Source organism: Sagittula sp. SSi028 (assembly GCF_048553715.1).
GTDB lineage: Bacteria > Pseudomonadota > Alphaproteobacteria > Rhodobacterales > Rhodobacteraceae > Sagittula.
The window spans coordinates 1-16,266 of sequence record NZ_JBLZNC010000010.1; the positions used below are offsets into that span (position 1 = coordinate 1).

At 63.6% G+C, this 16,266-nt stretch carries 17 protein-coding genes; 9 read left to right on the forward strand and 8 right to left on the reverse strand.

What is annotated here, in order from left to right:
* From ACN5AZ_RS16220 to ACN5AZ_RS16240, 5 genes are all read right to left on the reverse strand, one after another.
* Positions 1-811, reverse strand: an 811-nt coding sequence (locus ACN5AZ_RS16220) for a branched-chain amino acid ABC transporter permease (protein ID WP_419429950.1), incomplete at its 3' end; no start/stop codon positions are given.
* Positions 808-1,545: an ABC transporter ATP-binding protein gene (locus ACN5AZ_RS16225; protein ID WP_419429951.1), complete on the reverse strand. Its 738-nt coding sequence runs from the start codon at positions 1,543-1,545 to the stop codon at positions 808-810. The genes ACN5AZ_RS16220 and ACN5AZ_RS16225, both read right to left, overlap by 4 nt.
* Complete coding sequence (locus tag ACN5AZ_RS16230) at positions 1,542-2,309, reverse strand: ABC transporter ATP-binding protein (protein ID WP_419429952.1); 768 nt, start codon at positions 2,307-2,309, stop codon at positions 1,542-1,544. Before ACN5AZ_RS16230 ends, ACN5AZ_RS16225 begins: the two co-directional genes overlap by 4 nt.
* A complete protein-coding gene (locus tag ACN5AZ_RS16235) occupies positions 2,302-3,387 on the reverse strand; it encodes an aldo/keto reductase (protein WP_419429953.1) in 1,086 nt (361 codons plus the stop codon). The genes ACN5AZ_RS16230 and ACN5AZ_RS16235 overlap by 8 nt, the downstream gene beginning before the upstream one ends.
* Positions 3,384-3,755 (reverse strand): TIGR04076 family protein, encoded by a 372-nt coding sequence (locus ACN5AZ_RS16240; RefSeq protein ID WP_419429954.1) that lies wholly within the window; start codon positions 3,753-3,755, stop codon positions 3,384-3,386. The genes ACN5AZ_RS16235 and ACN5AZ_RS16240 overlap by 4 nt, the downstream gene beginning before the upstream one ends.
* Before the next feature lie 132 nt (positions 3,756-3,887).
* Between ACN5AZ_RS16240 and ACN5AZ_RS16245 the strand changes: the two genes are divergently transcribed.
* Together ACN5AZ_RS16245 and ACN5AZ_RS16250 are read left to right on the forward strand one after the other, a co-directional pair.
* A complete protein-coding gene (locus ACN5AZ_RS16245) occupies positions 3,888-4,550 on the forward strand; it encodes a GntR family transcriptional regulator (RefSeq protein ID WP_419429955.1) in 663 nt (220 codons plus the stop codon).
* Complete coding sequence (locus ACN5AZ_RS16250; protein ID WP_419429956.1) at positions 4,547-6,022, forward strand: aldo/keto reductase; 1,476 nt, start codon at positions 4,547-4,549, stop codon at positions 6,020-6,022. Before ACN5AZ_RS16245 ends, ACN5AZ_RS16250 begins: the two co-directional genes overlap by 4 nt.
* 18 nt (positions 6,023-6,040) lie before the next feature.
* On the opposite strand, the gene ACN5AZ_RS16255 is transcribed toward ACN5AZ_RS16250, so the two are convergent.
* On the reverse strand, positions 6,041-6,718 hold the full coding sequence (locus tag ACN5AZ_RS16255; RefSeq protein ID WP_419429957.1) for an SDR family oxidoreductase: 678 nt from the start codon (positions 6,716-6,718) through the stop codon (positions 6,041-6,043).
* Positions 6,719-6,864: 146 nt separating this feature from the next.
* On the opposite strand from ACN5AZ_RS16255, the gene ACN5AZ_RS16260 reads away from it, so the two are divergent.
* Genes ACN5AZ_RS16260 through ACN5AZ_RS16280 form a run of 5 tightly spaced genes read left to right on the forward strand, consistent with a single transcriptional unit; the run spans position 6,865 to position 10,679 of the window.
* Positions 6,865-7,734 carry an STAS domain-containing protein gene (locus ACN5AZ_RS16260; protein ID WP_419429958.1) on the forward strand — a complete coding sequence of 290 codons (870 nt, stop codon included), beginning with the start codon at positions 6,865-6,867 and terminating at the stop codon, positions 7,732-7,734.
* Positions 7,735-7,750: 16 nt separating this feature from the next.
* Positions 7,751-8,107, forward strand: a complete 357-nt coding sequence (locus tag ACN5AZ_RS16265) for an STAS domain-containing protein (RefSeq protein ID WP_419429959.1) — start codon at positions 7,751-7,753, stop codon at positions 8,105-8,107.
* A complete protein-coding gene (locus ACN5AZ_RS16270; RefSeq protein ID WP_419429960.1) occupies positions 8,104-8,511 on the forward strand; it encodes an ATP-binding protein in 408 nt (135 codons plus the stop codon). The genes ACN5AZ_RS16265 and ACN5AZ_RS16270 overlap by 4 nt, the downstream gene beginning before the upstream one ends.
* Before the next feature lie 23 nt (positions 8,512-8,534).
* Positions 8,535-9,527, forward strand: coding sequence for an ATP-binding protein (locus ACN5AZ_RS16275; RefSeq protein WP_419429961.1), 993 nt, complete (start codon positions 8,535-8,537; stop codon positions 9,525-9,527).
* 24 nt (positions 9,528-9,551) lie between these two features.
* On the forward strand, positions 9,552-10,679 hold the full coding sequence (locus ACN5AZ_RS16280) for a sensor histidine kinase (protein WP_419429962.1): 1,128 nt from the start codon (positions 9,552-9,554) through the stop codon (positions 10,677-10,679).
* A 12-nt stretch (positions 10,680-10,691) separates the two neighbouring features.
* Here ACN5AZ_RS16280 and ACN5AZ_RS16285 read toward each other — a convergent pair whose 3' ends face one another.
* Positions 10,692-11,894 (reverse strand): replication initiation protein, encoded by a 1,203-nt coding sequence (locus ACN5AZ_RS16285; RefSeq protein ID WP_419429963.1) that lies wholly within the window; start codon positions 11,892-11,894, stop codon positions 10,692-10,694.
* Positions 11,895-12,479: 585 nt separating this feature from the next.
* Here ACN5AZ_RS16285 and ACN5AZ_RS16290 point away from each other — a divergent pair.
* Positions 12,480-13,874 carry an AAA family ATPase gene (locus ACN5AZ_RS16290; protein ID WP_419429964.1) on the forward strand — a complete coding sequence of 465 codons (1,395 nt, stop codon included), beginning with the start codon at positions 12,480-12,482 and terminating at the stop codon, positions 13,872-13,874.
* Positions 13,874-14,950 carry a ParB/RepB/Spo0J family partition protein gene (locus tag ACN5AZ_RS16295; RefSeq protein WP_419429965.1) on the forward strand — a complete coding sequence of 359 codons (1,077 nt, stop codon included), beginning with the start codon at positions 13,874-13,876 and terminating at the stop codon, positions 14,948-14,950. Before ACN5AZ_RS16290 ends, ACN5AZ_RS16295 begins: the two co-directional genes overlap by 1 nt.
* Positions 14,951-14,959: 9 nt before the next feature.
* On the opposite strand, the gene ACN5AZ_RS16300 is transcribed toward ACN5AZ_RS16295, so the two are convergent.
* Positions 14,960-16,201, reverse strand: coding sequence for a cysteine desulfurase-like protein (locus ACN5AZ_RS16300; protein WP_419429966.1), 1,242 nt, complete (start codon positions 16,199-16,201; stop codon positions 14,960-14,962).
* Positions 16,202-16,266: the final 65 nt, after the last annotated feature.

Here is a 16,266-nt window from a genome sequence, read left to right on the forward strand (position 1 = left end):
GCGCCATATTCGCCGCGATGCCCACAATGAACCCGCCCAGAAGCGCGCCGTAGATCGACCCGATGCCGCCTACAATCGTCGCCGCAAAGATCGGCAGAACCAGATCGCGCCCCACCACGGGGCTGATCTGGTTGGTCAGCCCGTAAAACACGCCGGCCAGCGCTGCCAGACCACCGCCCAACAGCCAGACCACGGTGATCATCCGCTTCAGGTTGATCCCGTTGACCTGCGCGAGCTCGGGGTTCTCTGCCACCGCGCGCAGGGCATAGCCAAAGGTCGTGCGCGACAGCATCAGATGCAGCAGCCCCATGATGCACAGGGTCACGCCCAGAACGGCCACCTGATCGGGCTTGACCAAAATCAGCGGATCACGGCTGAGCACCGTGGCAAAAACGATGTCCTGACTGAACAGCTGCGTGTTCAGACCAAACACCAGCCCGATCACGTTGCGGATCACCAGCGCCAGACCAAAGGAGGCAAAGACCATCGACAGCTCCTCGCCCTTCTCGCGCACCCGCCGAAAGATCAGCCTGTCGAACAGCACCGCGCTGACACCTGTCACCACCATCGCCGCCAGCATCGCCAGCACCAGCGATCCGGTCGCGGACAGCGGCCCGATCTTGGCCGCGCTCACCGGCAGCAACGCCTTGAAGATCTGGTCGAACACCAGCGCCACATAGGCCCCGATGGACAACAGCTCTGCATGGCTGAAGTTGGCAAACCGCAGCATGTGCATCACCATGGTCAGCCCCGTCGCCCCCAGCGACAGGATCGCCCCCACCAGAATGCCATCCAGCAAATGTTGGATCATGCCCCGGCCCTCAGTCGTTTGCCGCCCAGATAGATGTCGGCCACCACGCGGTCGCCCAGCAGATCGGCGGCCTTGCCATCCACCTGATTGCGCCCCTCGGCCAGAATGTAGCAGTGATCGGCAATCCGCAGCGCCTGCGTCACGTTCTGTTCCACCAGCACAATGGTCACCCCCTGCCGCGTCAGATCCCGCGCAAGGTCCAGCGCCTCTTGCGCGGCCTTGGGCGACAGCCCCGCCGATGGCTCGTCCATCAGGATCAGGCGCGGCGCTGTGGCAAGGGCCATGGCCACCGCCAGAAACTGACGCTGCCCGCCCGACAATGCACCCGCCTTGTCCGATTGCTTGGCCGCCAAGGCGGGGAATTGCGCCATCAGACTGTCCAGCCGCTCTGCCGCGACCGTGCGCCCCGCCCCCCGCAGCGCCAGATCAAGGTTCTGGCGCACGGTCAGGCTGCGAAAGATATTGTCGGTCTGCGGCACATAGGCGATGCCATGCTGCGCCATCTGGTCGGGGCGGATGTTGGTCAGATCGCGCCCCTCCAGCAACACCTGCCCCGCACTGATGCGCACGATGCCCGCGATGGATTTGATCAGCGTCGATTTGCCCGCGCCATTGGGGCCGATGATCACGCTCAGCCCGCCTTGGGGCACTGTCATGGACACGTCGCGCAAAATCGGCAGATCAGGCACAAAGCCCGCCGTGATCCCCCGCACCTCCAGCATCGGCTTGGTCATACCGGCGCCCCCAAGTAGGCTTCGAGAAGCTGGGGGTCGTTTTGCGCCTGCTGGGCTGTGCCTTCAAAGATCACCTGACCCTGCGCCAGCGCGATGATCGGATCGCAATGGCGCATCACAAAATCCATGTCGTGTTCGATGATGAAAAACGTCTTGCCGCGGCGGTTCAGCTCTTCAATCTTTTCGATCAGCGTGCCGGTCAGCGAAGGGTTCACCCCCGCAGCCGGTTCATCCAACAAGATCACCTCGGGATCGCCCATCAACACCCGCGCCAGTTCCACCAGCTTCATCTGGCCGCCGGAAATCTTGCCCGCCGGATGGTCCGCCAGATGGGCCAGCGTCATGAAATCCAGCACCTCCAGCGCGCGGTCGCGGATGGCGCGTTCCTGCGCCCGCACCGCGCCGCGCCGCAAGAACGACCCGAACAGCCGTTCCCCTGTCTGGGCCAGCGGGGCCAGCATCAGGTTTTCCAGAACCGTCATCCGCGCAAAGGGTTTGGGGATCTGAAAGGTATGCGCCAGCCCGCGCGCAAACAGCCGGTCCGGCGACAGCCCCGTGATCGTCTGGTCGCCCAGCGTCACCTGCCCCGCGTCGGGCCGCAACCCGCCGGTGATCGCGTGAAACAGCGTCGATTTACCCGCCCCGTTGGGACCGATCAACCCTGTGATCGTCCCGCGCTGCACGGTGATCGACACGTCATCCAGCGCGCGAAACGCGCCAAAGTCATGGGTCAGCCCATTGGTCGCCAGCGCCGCCTCAGCCATTGCTCTGGCCCAGCACTGTATCATCGGGCCGCGTGTTCAGGTTGTACTTCATGATCCGCCCGTGGCGCGAGCTGCGGTCCCCTTCCAGCCCGTAGACCGGCCCCGACGGACCGCCGGACCGCGCCTGAATGGCGGCAATCGCCGCGTGATCCTCGGCGTCGAGCGTGACGTCAAACACCTGCAACGTCTGCGGCAGATGCCGCGCATAGCGCGCGCCCACGATGCCCGCCGCCACCTGCGGCTGGTCCAGCACCCATGCCGTGGCCACCGAACTCAGCGACACGCCGTGCTTGTCCCCGATCCGTTGCAGGCAGTGCAGCAGCTCCTGAAACAGGCTCCACGGCCCGAATTCGTCGATGATCAGCCGGTATTTCACCAGACTACGGTTCTCGAAAACAAAACCGGGATCCGGCGCGCCCAGCCAGCGGTCGGTCAAAAAGCCCCCCGCCAGCGTGCCATAGCACAAAAACCGGATGTCGTGTTCGCGTGCCCATTTGCCCAACCCATGCGACGGCCGCCGGTCCAGCACCGAATACTGCACCTGCGCCGACGCAATGTCATAGCCCGCCTCGACAAAGCCCGCGATCTGCGCGCTGTCCCAGTTCGTCACCCCCAGATTGCCGATCTTGCCCTTGGCCTGACAGGTTTTGAGCACCTCCAGCGCCTCGACCGCGCGGCCCAGTTTCAGATCCCACCAGAAGAACTGCACCAGATGCAGCCGGTCGATCTGCAACCGCTTCAGCGACCGGTCAATAATGGCCTCGACCTCGTCGGGGCGCAGATCGGGCAGCCGCGCCAGATCGGGCACCAGTTTCGTGTGTACCACCACTCGGTCCGCCACCGCCGCCCCGCGCCGCGCCCGCAGATCCGCGATAAAGCTGCCGATCATCTCCTCGACGCCGGTGTAGATATCGGCGCAGTCAAAGGTGGTGATGCCCGCGTCGACAAAGGCCTCCATATCCGCAATGGCCACCTGCCGGTCCACGGCCCCGTGATCGCCCGCCAGCTGCCAGCCCCCGCGCACCACGCGCGAGATCTCGTGGCCCGCGCGCAAATCTGTCGTCTCGACCTTGGTCATGTTTCGTCCTCCGTCTGCCAGTACGGCGTGTCGCGGCTGTCGGGCAATCCGGTGGTGGCGGCATGGCTGAACCAGCGCTTGCCCGTGCGGTGAACGCGGAACCGCCCGCCACAATGGGGGTCAGGACAGGCGATCTCTGCATCGGTGGACATCCAGTCCTGCGGATCGGTCATGCGCTGTTTGGCGGGCAACAGCGGCAACAGCGCCGCCAGCGCATACATCGACACGCGCTGACCGGCCGCGAACACCAGTGTCTCCCCCTCCACAACAAAGCTTTCGCCTTCGATGTGGCGGCAGACCGGCGTGCGCCCGTCCAGCACCGTCTCCACCCGCAGATCATACAGCCAAAACCCCGGCCCTTGCGTCATCCAGCAATCCCCAATTGCAATGCCAACTGTTATCTGTGATATTTTATACAATATGAGACGCTGCAATCCGTGCTGTCAATCATGCACCTCCGCAGCGGCGCAGACTTTTGGACATCACGGAACCATCTGCCCATGACCTCGGCAAAGCTTGACCCGATCGCCCAGACCAACCTGCGTGAAAGCGCCTATCAGGCCCTGCACGCGGCCTTTACCCGTGGCGCCTTTGCCCCCGGTGATACGCTGTCGCTGCGCACGCTGGCCGCCGAGCTGGGGATTTCCATGACCCCCGTGCGCGAGGCCGTGCGCCGTCTGGTGGCCGAGGGCGCGCTGATCGACACCCGCAGCCGCAAGCTGCTGGTCCCGCCCTTTGATGCCCGCCGCATGGCCGACCTGAAATCCGCCCGTCTGGCGCTGGAGACGCTGGTGCTCGATCAGGTCATGGAACAGATCGACGCCGACGGGATCGCCGCCCTGCGCGCGGTCCTTGCCCGCCCCGCAGATCAGGGCGCGCCCGACCTAACCCGCAACTACGACTTCCACTTTACCCTCTACCGGCTGTCCGGCTCAGAGGTGCTGCTGCCCATGATCGAAGGTCTGTGGCTGCAATACGGCGCCTATCTGAACCTTGTCATCCGCGAGGACGCCGCCCGCGAGGTGGCAGAGGACGAACATCACCTTGCCATCATCGACGGGCTGGAACGGCGCGACCGTCAGGCCACGCTGGATGCGCTGACCGCCGACATCGAACGATCCTTTGCCCTGCTACAGGCCCGCCAAACGGAGCATCCCGCATGACCGACCCCGCCCTGCGCCCTGACCGCTACGATCTGGCCCCCGGTCTCAACATCAGCCGCGCGGTCACCGGCCTGTGGCAGATTGCCGACATCGAACGCACATCCGGCCCGCTGGACCCTGAAAAGGGGGCGGATGATCTGGCAGCCTATGCGCAGGCGGGCTTTGACAGCTTTGACATGGCCGACCATTATGGCACGTCCGAGCTGATCACCGGCGCGCTGCTGCGCCGCCATGCCGATCCCGCAACACGCCCGCGCGCCTTTACCAAATGGTGCCCCGCGCCCGGCCCGATGACCGCCGATGTCGTCCGCGCCGGTGTGCAGGAACGGCTGGACCGGCTGGGCGTCGACCGCGTCGATCTGCTGCAATTCCATTGGTGGAGCTTCGAGCATCCCGCCTGGCTCGACGCCCTGCACGAGATGACCCGCCTGCGCGACGAAGGGCTGATTGGCGAAATCGGCGTGACCAATTTTGACGCGGCCCACTTGGCGCTAGCACTGGCCGACGGCATCCCGCTGCGCAGCAATCAGGTGTCCTTTTCGCTGATCGACCGCCGCGCCGCAGGCCCCTTGGCGCAGCTGTGCGCCCGCACCCCTGCCCGCCTGCTGGCCTATGGCACGCTATGCGGCGGCTTCCTCAGCGACCGTTGGCTGGATCAACCAGAGCCTGTCGAGATCGCCGACTGGTCCAAGATGAAATACAAACGTTTCATCGACACGGCGGGCGGTTGGGGTCCCTTTCAGGCGATTTTGCGCGCCGCGCGCCAGATCGGTGACAAACACGGGGTCTCCATCGCCAATGTGGCGACCCGCTGGGTGCTGGAACAGACCGGCGTGGCCGCCGTCATCATCGGCGCACGACTGGGCGAGGCGATGCACGCCGCCGACAACGCGCGGCTGTTCAGCTATGCGCTCGATGACGAGGACCGCGCCCTGCTGCAAAGCGCCTTTGACCTGACCACCCCCATCCCCGGCGATTGCGGTGACGAATACCGCAAGCCGCCGTTTTTGACCGCCTCCGGCGATCTCAGCCACCACCTCGACCAGATGCCGCTGGCCCATAGCGCCCAGCCGATCCCGGGCCGCCGCGACAGCGACCGTGTGCTTAGCGGGTCGAAATGGGAAGACATTGCGGGCTATTGCCGCGCGCAGCGCGTGGGCCAGATGATCGAGGTCTCCGGCACCACCGCCACCGCAGGCCATGACCGCGTGGTGGCCGAAGGCGACGCAGGCGCACAAACGACCTTTATCCTTGATAAAATCCTCGCCGCGCTGTCCGCCCTCGGGGCCAAGCCCGAGGACGTCATCCGCACCCGTATTTATGCGACGCGCGAAGAAGACGCGCTGGCTATATCACAGGCGCACGGGCGTGTGTTTGGCACGATCAAACCTGCCAACACACTGGTCGTGGTCGACAGGCTGATCGGCGATTACTGCGTGGAGATAGAGGCCTCCGCCCTGCTGCAAAGCTGACGTCGCAGGCCCCTGCCCTCAGCTGTCTTTGGGGTAGACCTGCATATGCGGCACGCGCACATGGTCGGGCTGTTCGATGGCAAAGATAAACGCCCGCGCGATGTCCTCGGCGCGCAGGGCGTCGGGCTTTGCCTCGTCAAAGAACGCGGTGTCCACCATGCCCGGATGCAGACAGGTGACGCGGCCCCCGGCCTCGCCCAATTCCTTGCCCAGATTGTCCGCATAGCCACGGATAAACCATTTGGTCGCGGAATAGACGGAGCCCCACATGGTCTCATACCCCGCCATCGACCCGATCAGCACCATATGGCCTTTGGTCTCGCGCAGATGCGGCATGGCGAATTTCGCGGTATAGGTCACAGCCAGACAGTTGACCTCGATCATCTTCTGGAAGCTCTCGACAGACCCCGCCTCTGTCCCGCGCGCGGAGGCACCGACGCCCGCGTTGGGCACCACCACATCCAGCCGCCCGAAATGCGCCACGGCCTGTTCGAACATTCGCTCTTGCGCCTGCGGGTCGGTGACATCGGTGACCAGCGCCAGCGCCTTGTCAGCGCCCAGATCGGACACCAGCGCGTCCAGCTTGTCCTTGGACCGCGCGGCCAGTGCCACCTTGTGACCGGCCTCGACCGCTGCGCGCGCGCAGGCCTCGCCAATCCCCGACGACGCCCCTGTGATCAAAACAACTTTCGACATGGTCTTTCCTTTCGCTTTCTCGCGTTCCGCCCCCAACGCGCCGCCCCGCCAAACCGTTCAGACATAACAAATTAACCCCGTTTCATTGAAAGCACAGACCACCGGCGCTACGTCCCTCCCAACCGATCCATTTTGCGAAAGCCGTTATGCCCGTACGCCACATTCACACCATTCTCGACAACGAGCGTGATTTCCTGCTCAAAGCCTGGGGATCGACCCAGGCCGAAGAAGGCCTGATCCGCAAGGACCTGTTCTCCGAACGCGAGGCCCGCGCCCATATCGAGCTGGTCTTTGATGCCCTGTCCCAAGGCGTGGCCGTCAGCGTCAAACACGATATGCTCGACCCCGAGGCCGACTGCTGGGACGATCTGCGCGCCGTGCTGGCCAAGATCACCCGCGAGCGCACCAAACGCGGCGTCTCCACCGGCGAGATGGCAGCCTTTGTGCTGGCGCTGAAATACCCGCTGTTCGAACGCCTGCGCGCCACGGTCAACGACACCAACGGCGAGGTGCTGATCGAAGCCATCAACCAGTTCACCCGCCTGATCGACGCCGCCGCGCTGTATACCACCGAACTGTGCATCTCGGACCGCGACAAAACCATCCAGCGCCAGCAGGACGAGATGATGGAACTCGCCTCGCCCGTGGTGGAACTCTGGGACCGCATCGTCGCCGTGCCGCTGGTCGGCACGCTCGATTCCATGCGCGCCCAAGAGGTGATGGAAAACACCCTCTCGGCCATCGTCGAGAAAAAAGCCGATATCGTCATCATCGACATCACCGGCGTGGTCACCGTGGACACACAAGTCGCCCAACATCTGATCCGCACCGCCGCCGCCGTCCGCCTGATGGGGGCCGAGGCGATCATCTCCGGCATCAGCCCGCGCATCGCGCAAACCATGGTGCAGCTTGGCGTCGACACCGGAGAGGTCCGCACCCGCAGCTCCCTGCGCATGGCCCTGGCCGATGCCTTCCGCCAGCTCGACACCGACGTCGTCGCGCGCAAACCCGTCTGACAAAAGGGGCAGTCCCATGGCGCAGGCCGCAGGCCTCTTTCTCGTCGACGACATCATGCTGGTGGCCGTCGACGAAAACATCAACGACAGCGACATCGTCGCCTTGCAGGACCGGCTCTCGCAAGAGGTTTATGACAACGACGCCAAAGGCATCGTCATAGACATCAGCGCGCTGGAAATCGTCGACACCTTCGTGGGCCGCATCATCGCCCAGCTTGCCAGCATCGGCGTGCTGATGGATGCGCCCACCTATCTGGTGGGCATGCGGCCCGCCGTGGCGATGACACTGGTGGAACTGGGCATGACCCTGCCCACCGTGAAAACCGCGCGCAATCTGCAACACGCCGTAACACGGTTGCGGGCCGCGCGGTGAGCCCCCTGCCCGGCGCATTCTTTGAACGTCACGAAATCCGCACCGAATCTTGCGTGTTTCGGGCGCGTCAGGCCGTGGGCCGCGCGATGGACGGCCTGCAGGCCCGCGCCATCCGCAAAACCCGCATTGTCACCGCCGCCAGCGAGATCTTCCGCAACGGATTGATCTACGGCGGCGGCGCCATAGCTGTGATCCACACCGACCCCCGTGACGCGATGGTCTGGATCGAATGCCGCGACGAGGGTCCGGGCATTGCCGATGTGGATCAGGCTTTGGAAGACGGCTTTACCTCGGGGACAGGCCTTGGTCGGGGGCTGGGCGGGGCAAAACGCCTCTCCGACCGGTTCGAGATCACCTCGACCGCAGGTCAGGGTACGCGCATCCGCTTTGCCGCCCGCGCCTGAGATACGAAACGTGAAGGAGCATCATGCTCGAATGGCTTGAGATCACACAGCGCGCCGATGTGGCCGCCGCCCGCCAGCAATCCCGCGCCGAGGCGCTGGGGGCTGGCCTGCCAGAGGCGCGCGCCGAAGACATCGCCATCGTGGCCACCGAACTGTGCACCAACATGATCAAATACGCCGATGGCGGCCGGTTTCTGGCGCAGGTCATGCCGCAACCGGCGGGGGTGTCCGTGGCGCTGATTGCGACAGATCAGGGGCCGGGCATCCCCGACCCCACCGCCGCGCGCAAGGATCACGTCAGCGGCGGACAGGGCGCGGGCATCGGCATCGGCGCGATTGAACGGCTCTCCTCCAGCGCGGAGATGGCCACCGGACCGGCGGGCACGATCTGGGCCTGTCGCTTTGACAAGGACACCACCTGCCCGCACGGTCTGGATATTGCCGGTCTGCGGCTGGCCTACCCCAATGAATCCGTCTGCGGCGACGCCTGGGGCACGGTGGCCCATCGCAGCGGACTGCGGCTGGCGCTGGTCGATGGCATGGGCCATGGCGCAAAGGCCGCCGATGCCGGTCAGACCATGATCGACATGGCCTTGGCCCGCCCCGCAGGCACGCCAAAGGCCCGCATCCGGCAAATGGTCCACGACCTGCAACGCAGCCGTGGCGGCGTGGTCTCGATCCTTGACCTTGCGCCGGATGCACAGCGCGTGACCTACGGAAATCTTGGCAATATCAGTGGCTTACGGCTTTGTGCGGGAGAGGCAAAGCGCCTTGTCACCCGCGACGGTTTTATCGGCAGCGCCAACGGCCGCCCGATGGAAGAAGAGCATGAATTTCAGGCGGGGGATCTGTTGATCTTGCACAGCGACGGGCTGCGCAGCATCGACAGCGACCAGTTGGACCAGCTTTGCAATTACAGCGCCCTGATGGTGGCCGCACAACTGCTTGCGAGGCAGGACTTGCGCCGGAAAGACGACATTGGCATTGCCGTGGCCCGCTGGCCTGCGGCACACTAGGCGAAATATGCGGAACCCTGTCTGATGCCTTACACGATCACATCCCTGTCGCTGACGGTGTCCGATGACATCAAGATCCTGCAGCAGATCGCCAAGTCGGTGACAGAGATCATCGGCTACAAACCCTTTCACGCCACGCGGTTGACCACTTGCGCGATGGAGCTGGCGCGCAATGTCATCGAACACGGGCGCGGCGGTTACGCGCGGCTCAGCCTGCATGAACCGCGCGGCGGCAATGTGGTGCTGCGGATGAACTTTGCCGATCAGGGCGATGGCATCGACGATCCGCAGGCGGTGCTGTCGGGCCATGATGATGCCCGTTCCAGCGGCCCCGGCATGGGTCTGGGGCTGGCGGGTGTGCAACGTATGGCCGATGATTTCGAGATCGACACCGGCAGCAGCGGCACCCATGTGCGCGCCGATTTCACCGCGCCGATCGAAACCTCTGACATGGCGGATTGTGCCGAAATCGCGGGCAACCGCTGTGACGAAATCCTCATGCGCGAAAGCAATTCCGACCGCCGTATCCGGCAATTGGAAACAGAGCTTTCGGCCCGCGAACTCGCCATTAACGAAGTCCACCACCGCACCGCCAACAATCTGACGATGATCTCCTCGCTGATCCGGCTGGAACAGCGCCGCGCCACCGAGGGCGAGACATCCGATGTGCTGGCCTCCCTTGGTATCCGGGTCGAGGCGATGGCCCGCACCCACAAGCTTTTGCAAACTGGCGAGGCAGAGACCGTCGGGGCCCGCGCCTATCTGCAACAGATTTCGGCGCTGGCGGTGACGTTCAACCGGACCGATCTGACCGTGGCGGTGGATGTCGAAGGTGACGACACCCCGATCCCCGCGCGTCTCGCGCTGGATCTTGGCCTGATCACCGGCGAGCTGATAACCAACGCCTTTAAACACGCCTTCGAGGGGCGCAGCACCGGCCAGATCACCATCGGCCTGACCACCGACGGCGAGATGATCCACTACCGTTTCTGCGACGATGGCAAAGGGTTAGAGGACGGTCAACAGCCCGAACGCTCCGGCTCGCTGGGCTGGCGCATGATCCGCGCCACCGTGTCCGGCAATCTGGGCAAGCTGCATGTGGACGGCAGCAATGGCATGTGCGTCGAGATGAGCTTTCCCATCGCCTCCTGACCCCCTGCCCCGCTATTCGATATCGTCGAAAGCGCCCGGCGAAAGTTCCTCCCAAAAGGTCTGGATCGCCTCGGCATTCAGGCCCGACATCCAGCCGTGCCGGTCAAAATCATCGCGCAGATCTCCCGACAGGCGGGCCGAAAACAGGCGTTTGTCCGCGTCCCGCTGGGTTGGTTTGCGCGCCGCGGCCAATTCCTGAACACGGGCCAAACGCTTCGCGCGCAGCGTTAGCGGTTTGGCAAGCTCTCCGGGTTTCGCAGGTTTCGCGGCGAAACCTCCCTGCCCCGCCACATAGTCGTCGCGCAAGGCCGCGGTCAGATATCCTACCGGGTTCTTAACACCGCCCTGCCCCGCCACGTAATCCAGCTTGGCCCGCACGGTGTCTTCGCCATGCTCGGACACCCATTGCCGCGCCAAACGGTCCGACACCCCCAAGGCCCGCAGACGTGCGTAGACCTCGGATTTGCGCAGCCCCTCGCCATCGTCGATATCCAGAATCGCAAGCTGCGGGTTCTCGGCGATCTTAAAGCGAATGTCGGTCACAGCGCGGCCCATTTTGCGGACCTCCGGCGTGACCACGATGTTTGACGTCTTGTTTACCTCTGCGACGGCGGGTTTGATGATCTTGGCATTCAGGTTCTTGTAGACGTCGTAATACGGGCTGTCGGCCACCCCCATCAGACGGCGAAACAAATCCAGTGACCACCATCCCGTCGATCCCGTGCGCACGAAACGGTAGCAGTTCTCATACAGGGCCAGCGCATGGCCGGAGGTGAACCGGCGCTGGATATTCAGGTTGATCAGGGCAAAGACCTTGGGGTCGTGCAGCTTTTCGGCCAGCGCCGGAGAGTAGGCATATTCACAGACCCCGCCTGACAGTTTGGCATAGCTCAACAGCGCCGAGACGCCCCATTCCTGCTGCCCTTTCTCGTCCAGCATATCCCATTCGGCGACCGTCTCGGCGAGGCCGCGCAGGGATGCCTTGAGCGTGTCCATATCGTTGGAATTGTAACCAATCATCAAACACAGCGTACGCGCATCGATCTGGTGTCGGGTCTGGCTGGTGATCGTGTCATAGGCATTCAGCAGCAGCACGTTGGACAGCTTGCGCTGCAACAGCGTCAGCTTGCCCGAGACATGGATCGCCGCCACGTGTTTCTTGACCGCGCCACGGCGCAGCGAACCGCTCAGCTGGTCTCTGGGAATGTCATCCATGCTCTGCCCTATCCGCAATGCTGCGTCTGTGATGCCTCGTCCATGATCACGACAGAGTCGGCCACGGTTGCGCCTATCATCGGGGAAAAGGTATCTGCAGACAAGAGCGTGTTGGGCACCTTTGAGACGATCCCGTAGACGGGCACCTTTGGCGGGGTCGGTTCGGCCAAAGGGACCCAAATACAGGATCAGGGTCGGCAGGCCGCGAATCGGCGCCAGTCCGATTCGCGGCATATAGGGTCGAATACAGCTTAAACGCTGCGTTCTGTCGGGGTTGGGAATGAGAGGACCGAGAATCGGTGCGCTTTATCCTGCAAATGGGCACCTTTGACCCTGCGGAGAGGCACCCTTGGCCCTGCAAACGGGCACCTTATGTGGATTAAGTAATTGATATTAGATACGTAATTCTAACATAAAGATTCTTAAAAATTCAAAAGATTCTCAAACAAACATCTGCTTGTCGTTCTTTTTATGAATTTCCGAAGAGAAGAGCCACAATCCTGATTCACTCAGGCGAGCGGATGTGCCATAGTTTCCGCGATATCGCGGAAAACAGCGAACATGACGAGGCGACGCAGCACAATCATGGCACAAAAACCTGGCCCCACATCGAAACCCGATCTTCCCCCGTATTTCAACATCGATCCCGCCCGCGCGGCGGATAAGCTGGCCGATCCCATCGACACAGCCCGCTTTGCCAAGGCTGCGGCCTTTGCCATGCGCGGGCGCGATGATCTGGCAAAACGCGGCTATGCCCCCGACGGCGCGAAACGGCTACGCCGCTTTTCCACGTGGGAGATCTGCCGCTATCTGATCCCGGTCAACCCCGCCCATCTGCGGCGGGTTTTGCGGCAAAACCCTGATCTGCCGCAAGGCGAGGGCGAAGGTGGATCGAAGTGGTTTACGCTGGAAGATATCCTTGCCCTGCGGACCTTCTTTGCCGAGGAAGGCGCCAAGGACAAGGAATACCGTGCTTGGCGGCCCGAGGGCCTTCCGGCCAAGGTGGTGGCGGTTGCGAACTTCAAGGGCGGCGTCGGCAAGACATCGACCTGCGCGCATCTGGCCATGTCGGCGGCGTTGGACGGCTACAAGGTTCTGGTTGTTGATTTGGACAGTCAGGGGTCGATGACGTCGATCATGGGCGGCAAGGTCGAGGACGAATGGCAGACGGTGTTCCCCATGCTGGCGCGGGACTACGCGCAGCACCTGCAGGAAGAAAACCGGATTCGCACCGCCGAGGGGCAAAATCCTTTCCCCTTTGATGAGACACTGACCGCTGCGTTAGAGGTTTCGCCACGAAACCTCGTGCAGAAAACCCATTGGCCCAACATCGATCTGATCGGCGCGCAGCTGAACCTGTATTGGGCAGAGTTCCAAGTGCCGGTCTGGCGGATGCAGGCGCGTGGCTGGCCGCTGTGGGATGCGCTGCTGAACGCGATGCAAGAAGGGGGGATGATGGACGATTACGATATCATCCTGCTCGATACGCCGCCCGCGCTGGGGTATCTGACGATCAACGCGCTGTCAGCGGCGGATATTCTGCTGGTGCCTTTGGGCGCATCGTTTCTGGAGTTCGATTCCACGGGACGGTTTTTCGACATGATCTATTCCACCTTTGCCTCGATCGAAGAGGGGGAGAACCGCGCCCGCCGGGCCGGTGGGCTGCCGGAGATGAAGTTTGAATGGGACGCCGTGCGCGCGCTTGTCACGCGGTTCGATGCCAACCAGCAGACGGATCTGGCCAATGTCATTCAGGCCTATTTCGGGGATTTCATGACCACCTACCGGCAAGAGATGACGGCGATGGTCGGGCAGGCCGGTGAACAGGTCAGCGGAATTTACGAGACAGATTACCGCGATTTTAACCGTGACACCTATGTGCGCGGGCGCGAGACGTTTGACCGGACATGGGCCGAGGTGAAGGAAGTGATCCTTGGGACATGGTGGCGGGATGCGCAACTGGGGCAGGGGGCTGAGTAATGGCAAAGCGACGCAAGCTGGAAGCACCATCGGCAGAGGATCTCAGCAAGCTCGAAGAGGAGTTTCGCCGCGAAACCTCTAAGGGAATTATGAACGCACCGAGCGCCCCTATCGCGCAGGTCGCCGCCGAGACCGCCGCGGCGCATGACCCGCGCAGTGCCGCAGAACGCGAGGCCGCGGCCAAGGACAAATCCGACGCGGTCAAGCTGCGCGAGGCTCTGGCGCAGGGTCTGGTCATGGTGGAAATCCCGCTGTCCCAGATCAAGCGGGATGCCATTCAGCGTGACCGCGCGGTGATCGACCGCGAGGCGCTGGACGAGCTGAAGCATTCCATTTTGCACAACGGGCTGCGTCTGCCGGTGGAGGTCTTTGCCACGCCGGACGACCCCGATTTCGCCTATGGTCTGCTGTCGGGTTATCGCCGGATGATGGCGGTGCAGGAGCTGTACGAATACCTCGAGGCGGAGAAATACGCGACGATCAAGGCGGTGGTGCGCCAGCCCGATACGATGGGCGCGACCTTTGCCGCGATGATCGAGGAGAACGAGATCCGCGCCGGCTTGAGCCATTTTGAACGCGGGCGGATCGCCGTTCTGGCGGCGCAACAGGGGGTGTTTGTGAACACCGAGGAGGCGGTGAACGCGCTGTTCCCGCAGGCGTCCAAGGCGAAGCGGTCCAAGATCAGGTCCTTTGCGCTGATCTTTGAGGAGCTGGGCGATATGCTGGAGTTCCCCGATCTGCTGCGCGAAAAGGACGGGCTGCGGATGGCGGCTGCCTTGCGCGACGGGGGGGAGGCGCGGCTGCGCGCGGCCTTGGCCGAAGAGCAGGTCGAGACCGCGCAGGAAGAGGCCGCAGCCATTGCCCGCGTGCTGGACGGGTTCGAGCGCAAGTCCGACCCCAAGCGCGGCGGACGTCCCAAGAAAACGCCGCCGCCACGGCAGACCTCGGCCGGGGTGCGGTTGCAGGCGGGCGAGGACGGGCAGGGCTGGTTCATCCGCCTGAACGGGCGGCAGGTGGACCGCGAGCTGGTCGAGGCCGCGATGGTGGAGCTGGAACGGCTGCTGGGCGCGCCCTAAGCGGCGCTGTCAGCCGCGCAGGCGGTCCAGAACATCCCCGAGGGCGGCGGTCAGGCGGTCGACCTCGGCCAGCGTGTTGTAATGCACCATGGACACGCGCAGCACGCCGCCGTCATGGGTCTGGCCCATCAGCTCGGCCAACCGGCGAGAGTGGAAATCCCCGTGGCGGATGGCAATGCGGTGCTGGTCCATCTCGGCGCAGATGGCGGCTGAATTCAGGCCAGCACAGCGAAAGGCGATGGTGGGCACGCGGCGGTTGTCGGTGTTGACGGGCTGGCCGATAACCTCGCAATCGTCGCGGGTGGCCAGCCAAGCCAGCAGCCGGTCGGTCAGCCGCTGTTCTTGCGCGGCGATGGCGGCAAAGCCCTGTTCGACACCGGCGCGCCCCTTGGCACCGCCGATCTGGCAGAGGTGATCCACAACGGCGGTGGTGGAATAGGCGAGCTCGTAATTGGGGTTTCCCGGCTCCAGCTTGCCGGGCAGGGAGTCTGCGCCGTAGAAGTAGTGGTACTGTCCTTCCAGCGCATGAAGAAGGTCGTATTTCCCATATAAAACAGCTAGATGCGGGCCGTAGCACTTGTAAAGGCTGAAGACGTAGTAATCCACGTCCCATGCCTGCACATCAATGGCGCGGTGCGGGGCGTAGGCCACGCCGTCGACGCAAATCTGTGCGCCGCGCGCGTGTACAAACCGAGCGATGGCGGCGATGTCATTGATCTCTCCCAGCAGGTTAGAGACATGGTGCACACAGACCAGTCGCGTGCGGTCGGTCATGACCTGATCCAGATCGGACAGGGCCAGCCGCCCTGTGGCGGGATCGCAGGGCCAGACCTTGATCACCACGCCCATGTCCTGCAGCCGCAGCCACGGGCCAATGTTGGATTCATGATCCGCGTGGGTGACGACGATCTCGTCCCCGGCCTGCAGGGGGCCGCGCAGACCGGCGGCGAGCGTCTGCATCAGCGCGGTGGAGGAGGGGCCAAAGACAATCTCCTCGGGCCTGTTTGCATTGACCAGCGTTTGCGCCGCTTGGCGTCCGTCGCGCAGGGCCTGCGCGGCGGCTTGCGAGATCTCGTAGCTGCCGCCGATCTGCACGTCGCGGTGGGTCAGGAACTCGACGATCCGGTCCATCGCCCCTTGCAGGGTTTGCGACCCTTCGGCGTTGTCGGCAAACAGCCAGCCGTTGACCAGCGCGGGGAAGCGCCCGCGCACCGTGGCCATGTCCAGAAAGTCCTGCGTCGTGTCGGTCATGGCCGGTCCTTTGTCTTGCGGGGCTTGGGGCGCAGGGTGGACCGAAAGCGGGGGCAGGGTCCAGC

Excerpts from the sequence above, each read along its gene's own strand:
- ACN5AZ_RS16230 (WP_419429952.1), bottom strand. The coding sequence starts at position 2,309 with ATGGCTGAGGCGGCGCTGGCGACCAATGGGCTGACCCATGACTTTGGC.
- ACN5AZ_RS16275 (WP_419429961.1), top strand. The coding sequence starts at position 8,535 with ATGCTCGAATGGCTTGAGATCACACAGCGCGCCGATGTGGCCGCCGCC.
- ACN5AZ_RS16265 (WP_419429959.1), top strand. The coding sequence starts at position 7,751 with ATGGCGCAGGCCGCAGGCCTCTTTCTCGTCGACGACATCATGCTGGTG.
- ACN5AZ_RS16245 (WP_419429955.1), top strand. The coding sequence starts at position 3,888 with ATGACCTCGGCAAAGCTTGACCCGATCGCCCAGACCAACCTGCGTGAA.
- ACN5AZ_RS16290 (WP_419429964.1), top strand. The coding sequence starts at position 12,480 with ATGGCACAAAAACCTGGCCCCACATCGAAACCCGATCTTCCCCCGTAT.
- ACN5AZ_RS16225 (WP_419429951.1), bottom strand. The coding sequence starts at position 1,545 with ATGACCAAGCCGATGCTGGAGGTGCGGGGGATCACGGCGGGCTTTGTG.
- ACN5AZ_RS16255 (WP_419429957.1), bottom strand. The coding sequence starts at position 6,718 with ATGTCGAAAGTTGTTTTGATCACAGGGGCGTCGTCGGGGATTGGCGAG.
- ACN5AZ_RS16285 (WP_419429963.1), bottom strand. The coding sequence starts at position 11,894 with ATGGATGACATTCCCAGAGACCAGCTGAGCGGTTCGCTGCGCCGTGGC.
- ACN5AZ_RS16250 (WP_419429956.1), top strand. The coding sequence starts at position 4,547 with ATGACCGACCCCGCCCTGCGCCCTGACCGCTACGATCTGGCCCCCGGT.
- ACN5AZ_RS16300 (WP_419429966.1), bottom strand. The coding sequence starts at position 16,201 with ATGACCGACACGACGCAGGACTTTCTGGACATGGCCACGGTGCGCGGG.
- ACN5AZ_RS16235 (WP_419429953.1), bottom strand. The coding sequence starts at position 3,387 with ATGACCAAGGTCGAGACGACAGATTTGCGCGCGGGCCACGAGATCTCG.
- ACN5AZ_RS16280 (WP_419429962.1), top strand. The coding sequence starts at position 9,552 with ATGCCTTACACGATCACATCCCTGTCGCTGACGGTGTCCGATGACATC.
- ACN5AZ_RS16295 (WP_419429965.1), top strand. The coding sequence starts at position 13,874 with ATGGCAAAGCGACGCAAGCTGGAAGCACCATCGGCAGAGGATCTCAGC.
- ACN5AZ_RS16260 (WP_419429958.1), top strand. The coding sequence starts at position 6,865 with ATGCCCGTACGCCACATTCACACCATTCTCGACAACGAGCGTGATTTC.
- ACN5AZ_RS16240 (WP_419429954.1), bottom strand. The coding sequence starts at position 3,755 with ATGACGCAAGGGCCGGGGTTTTGGCTGTATGATCTGCGGGTGGAGACG.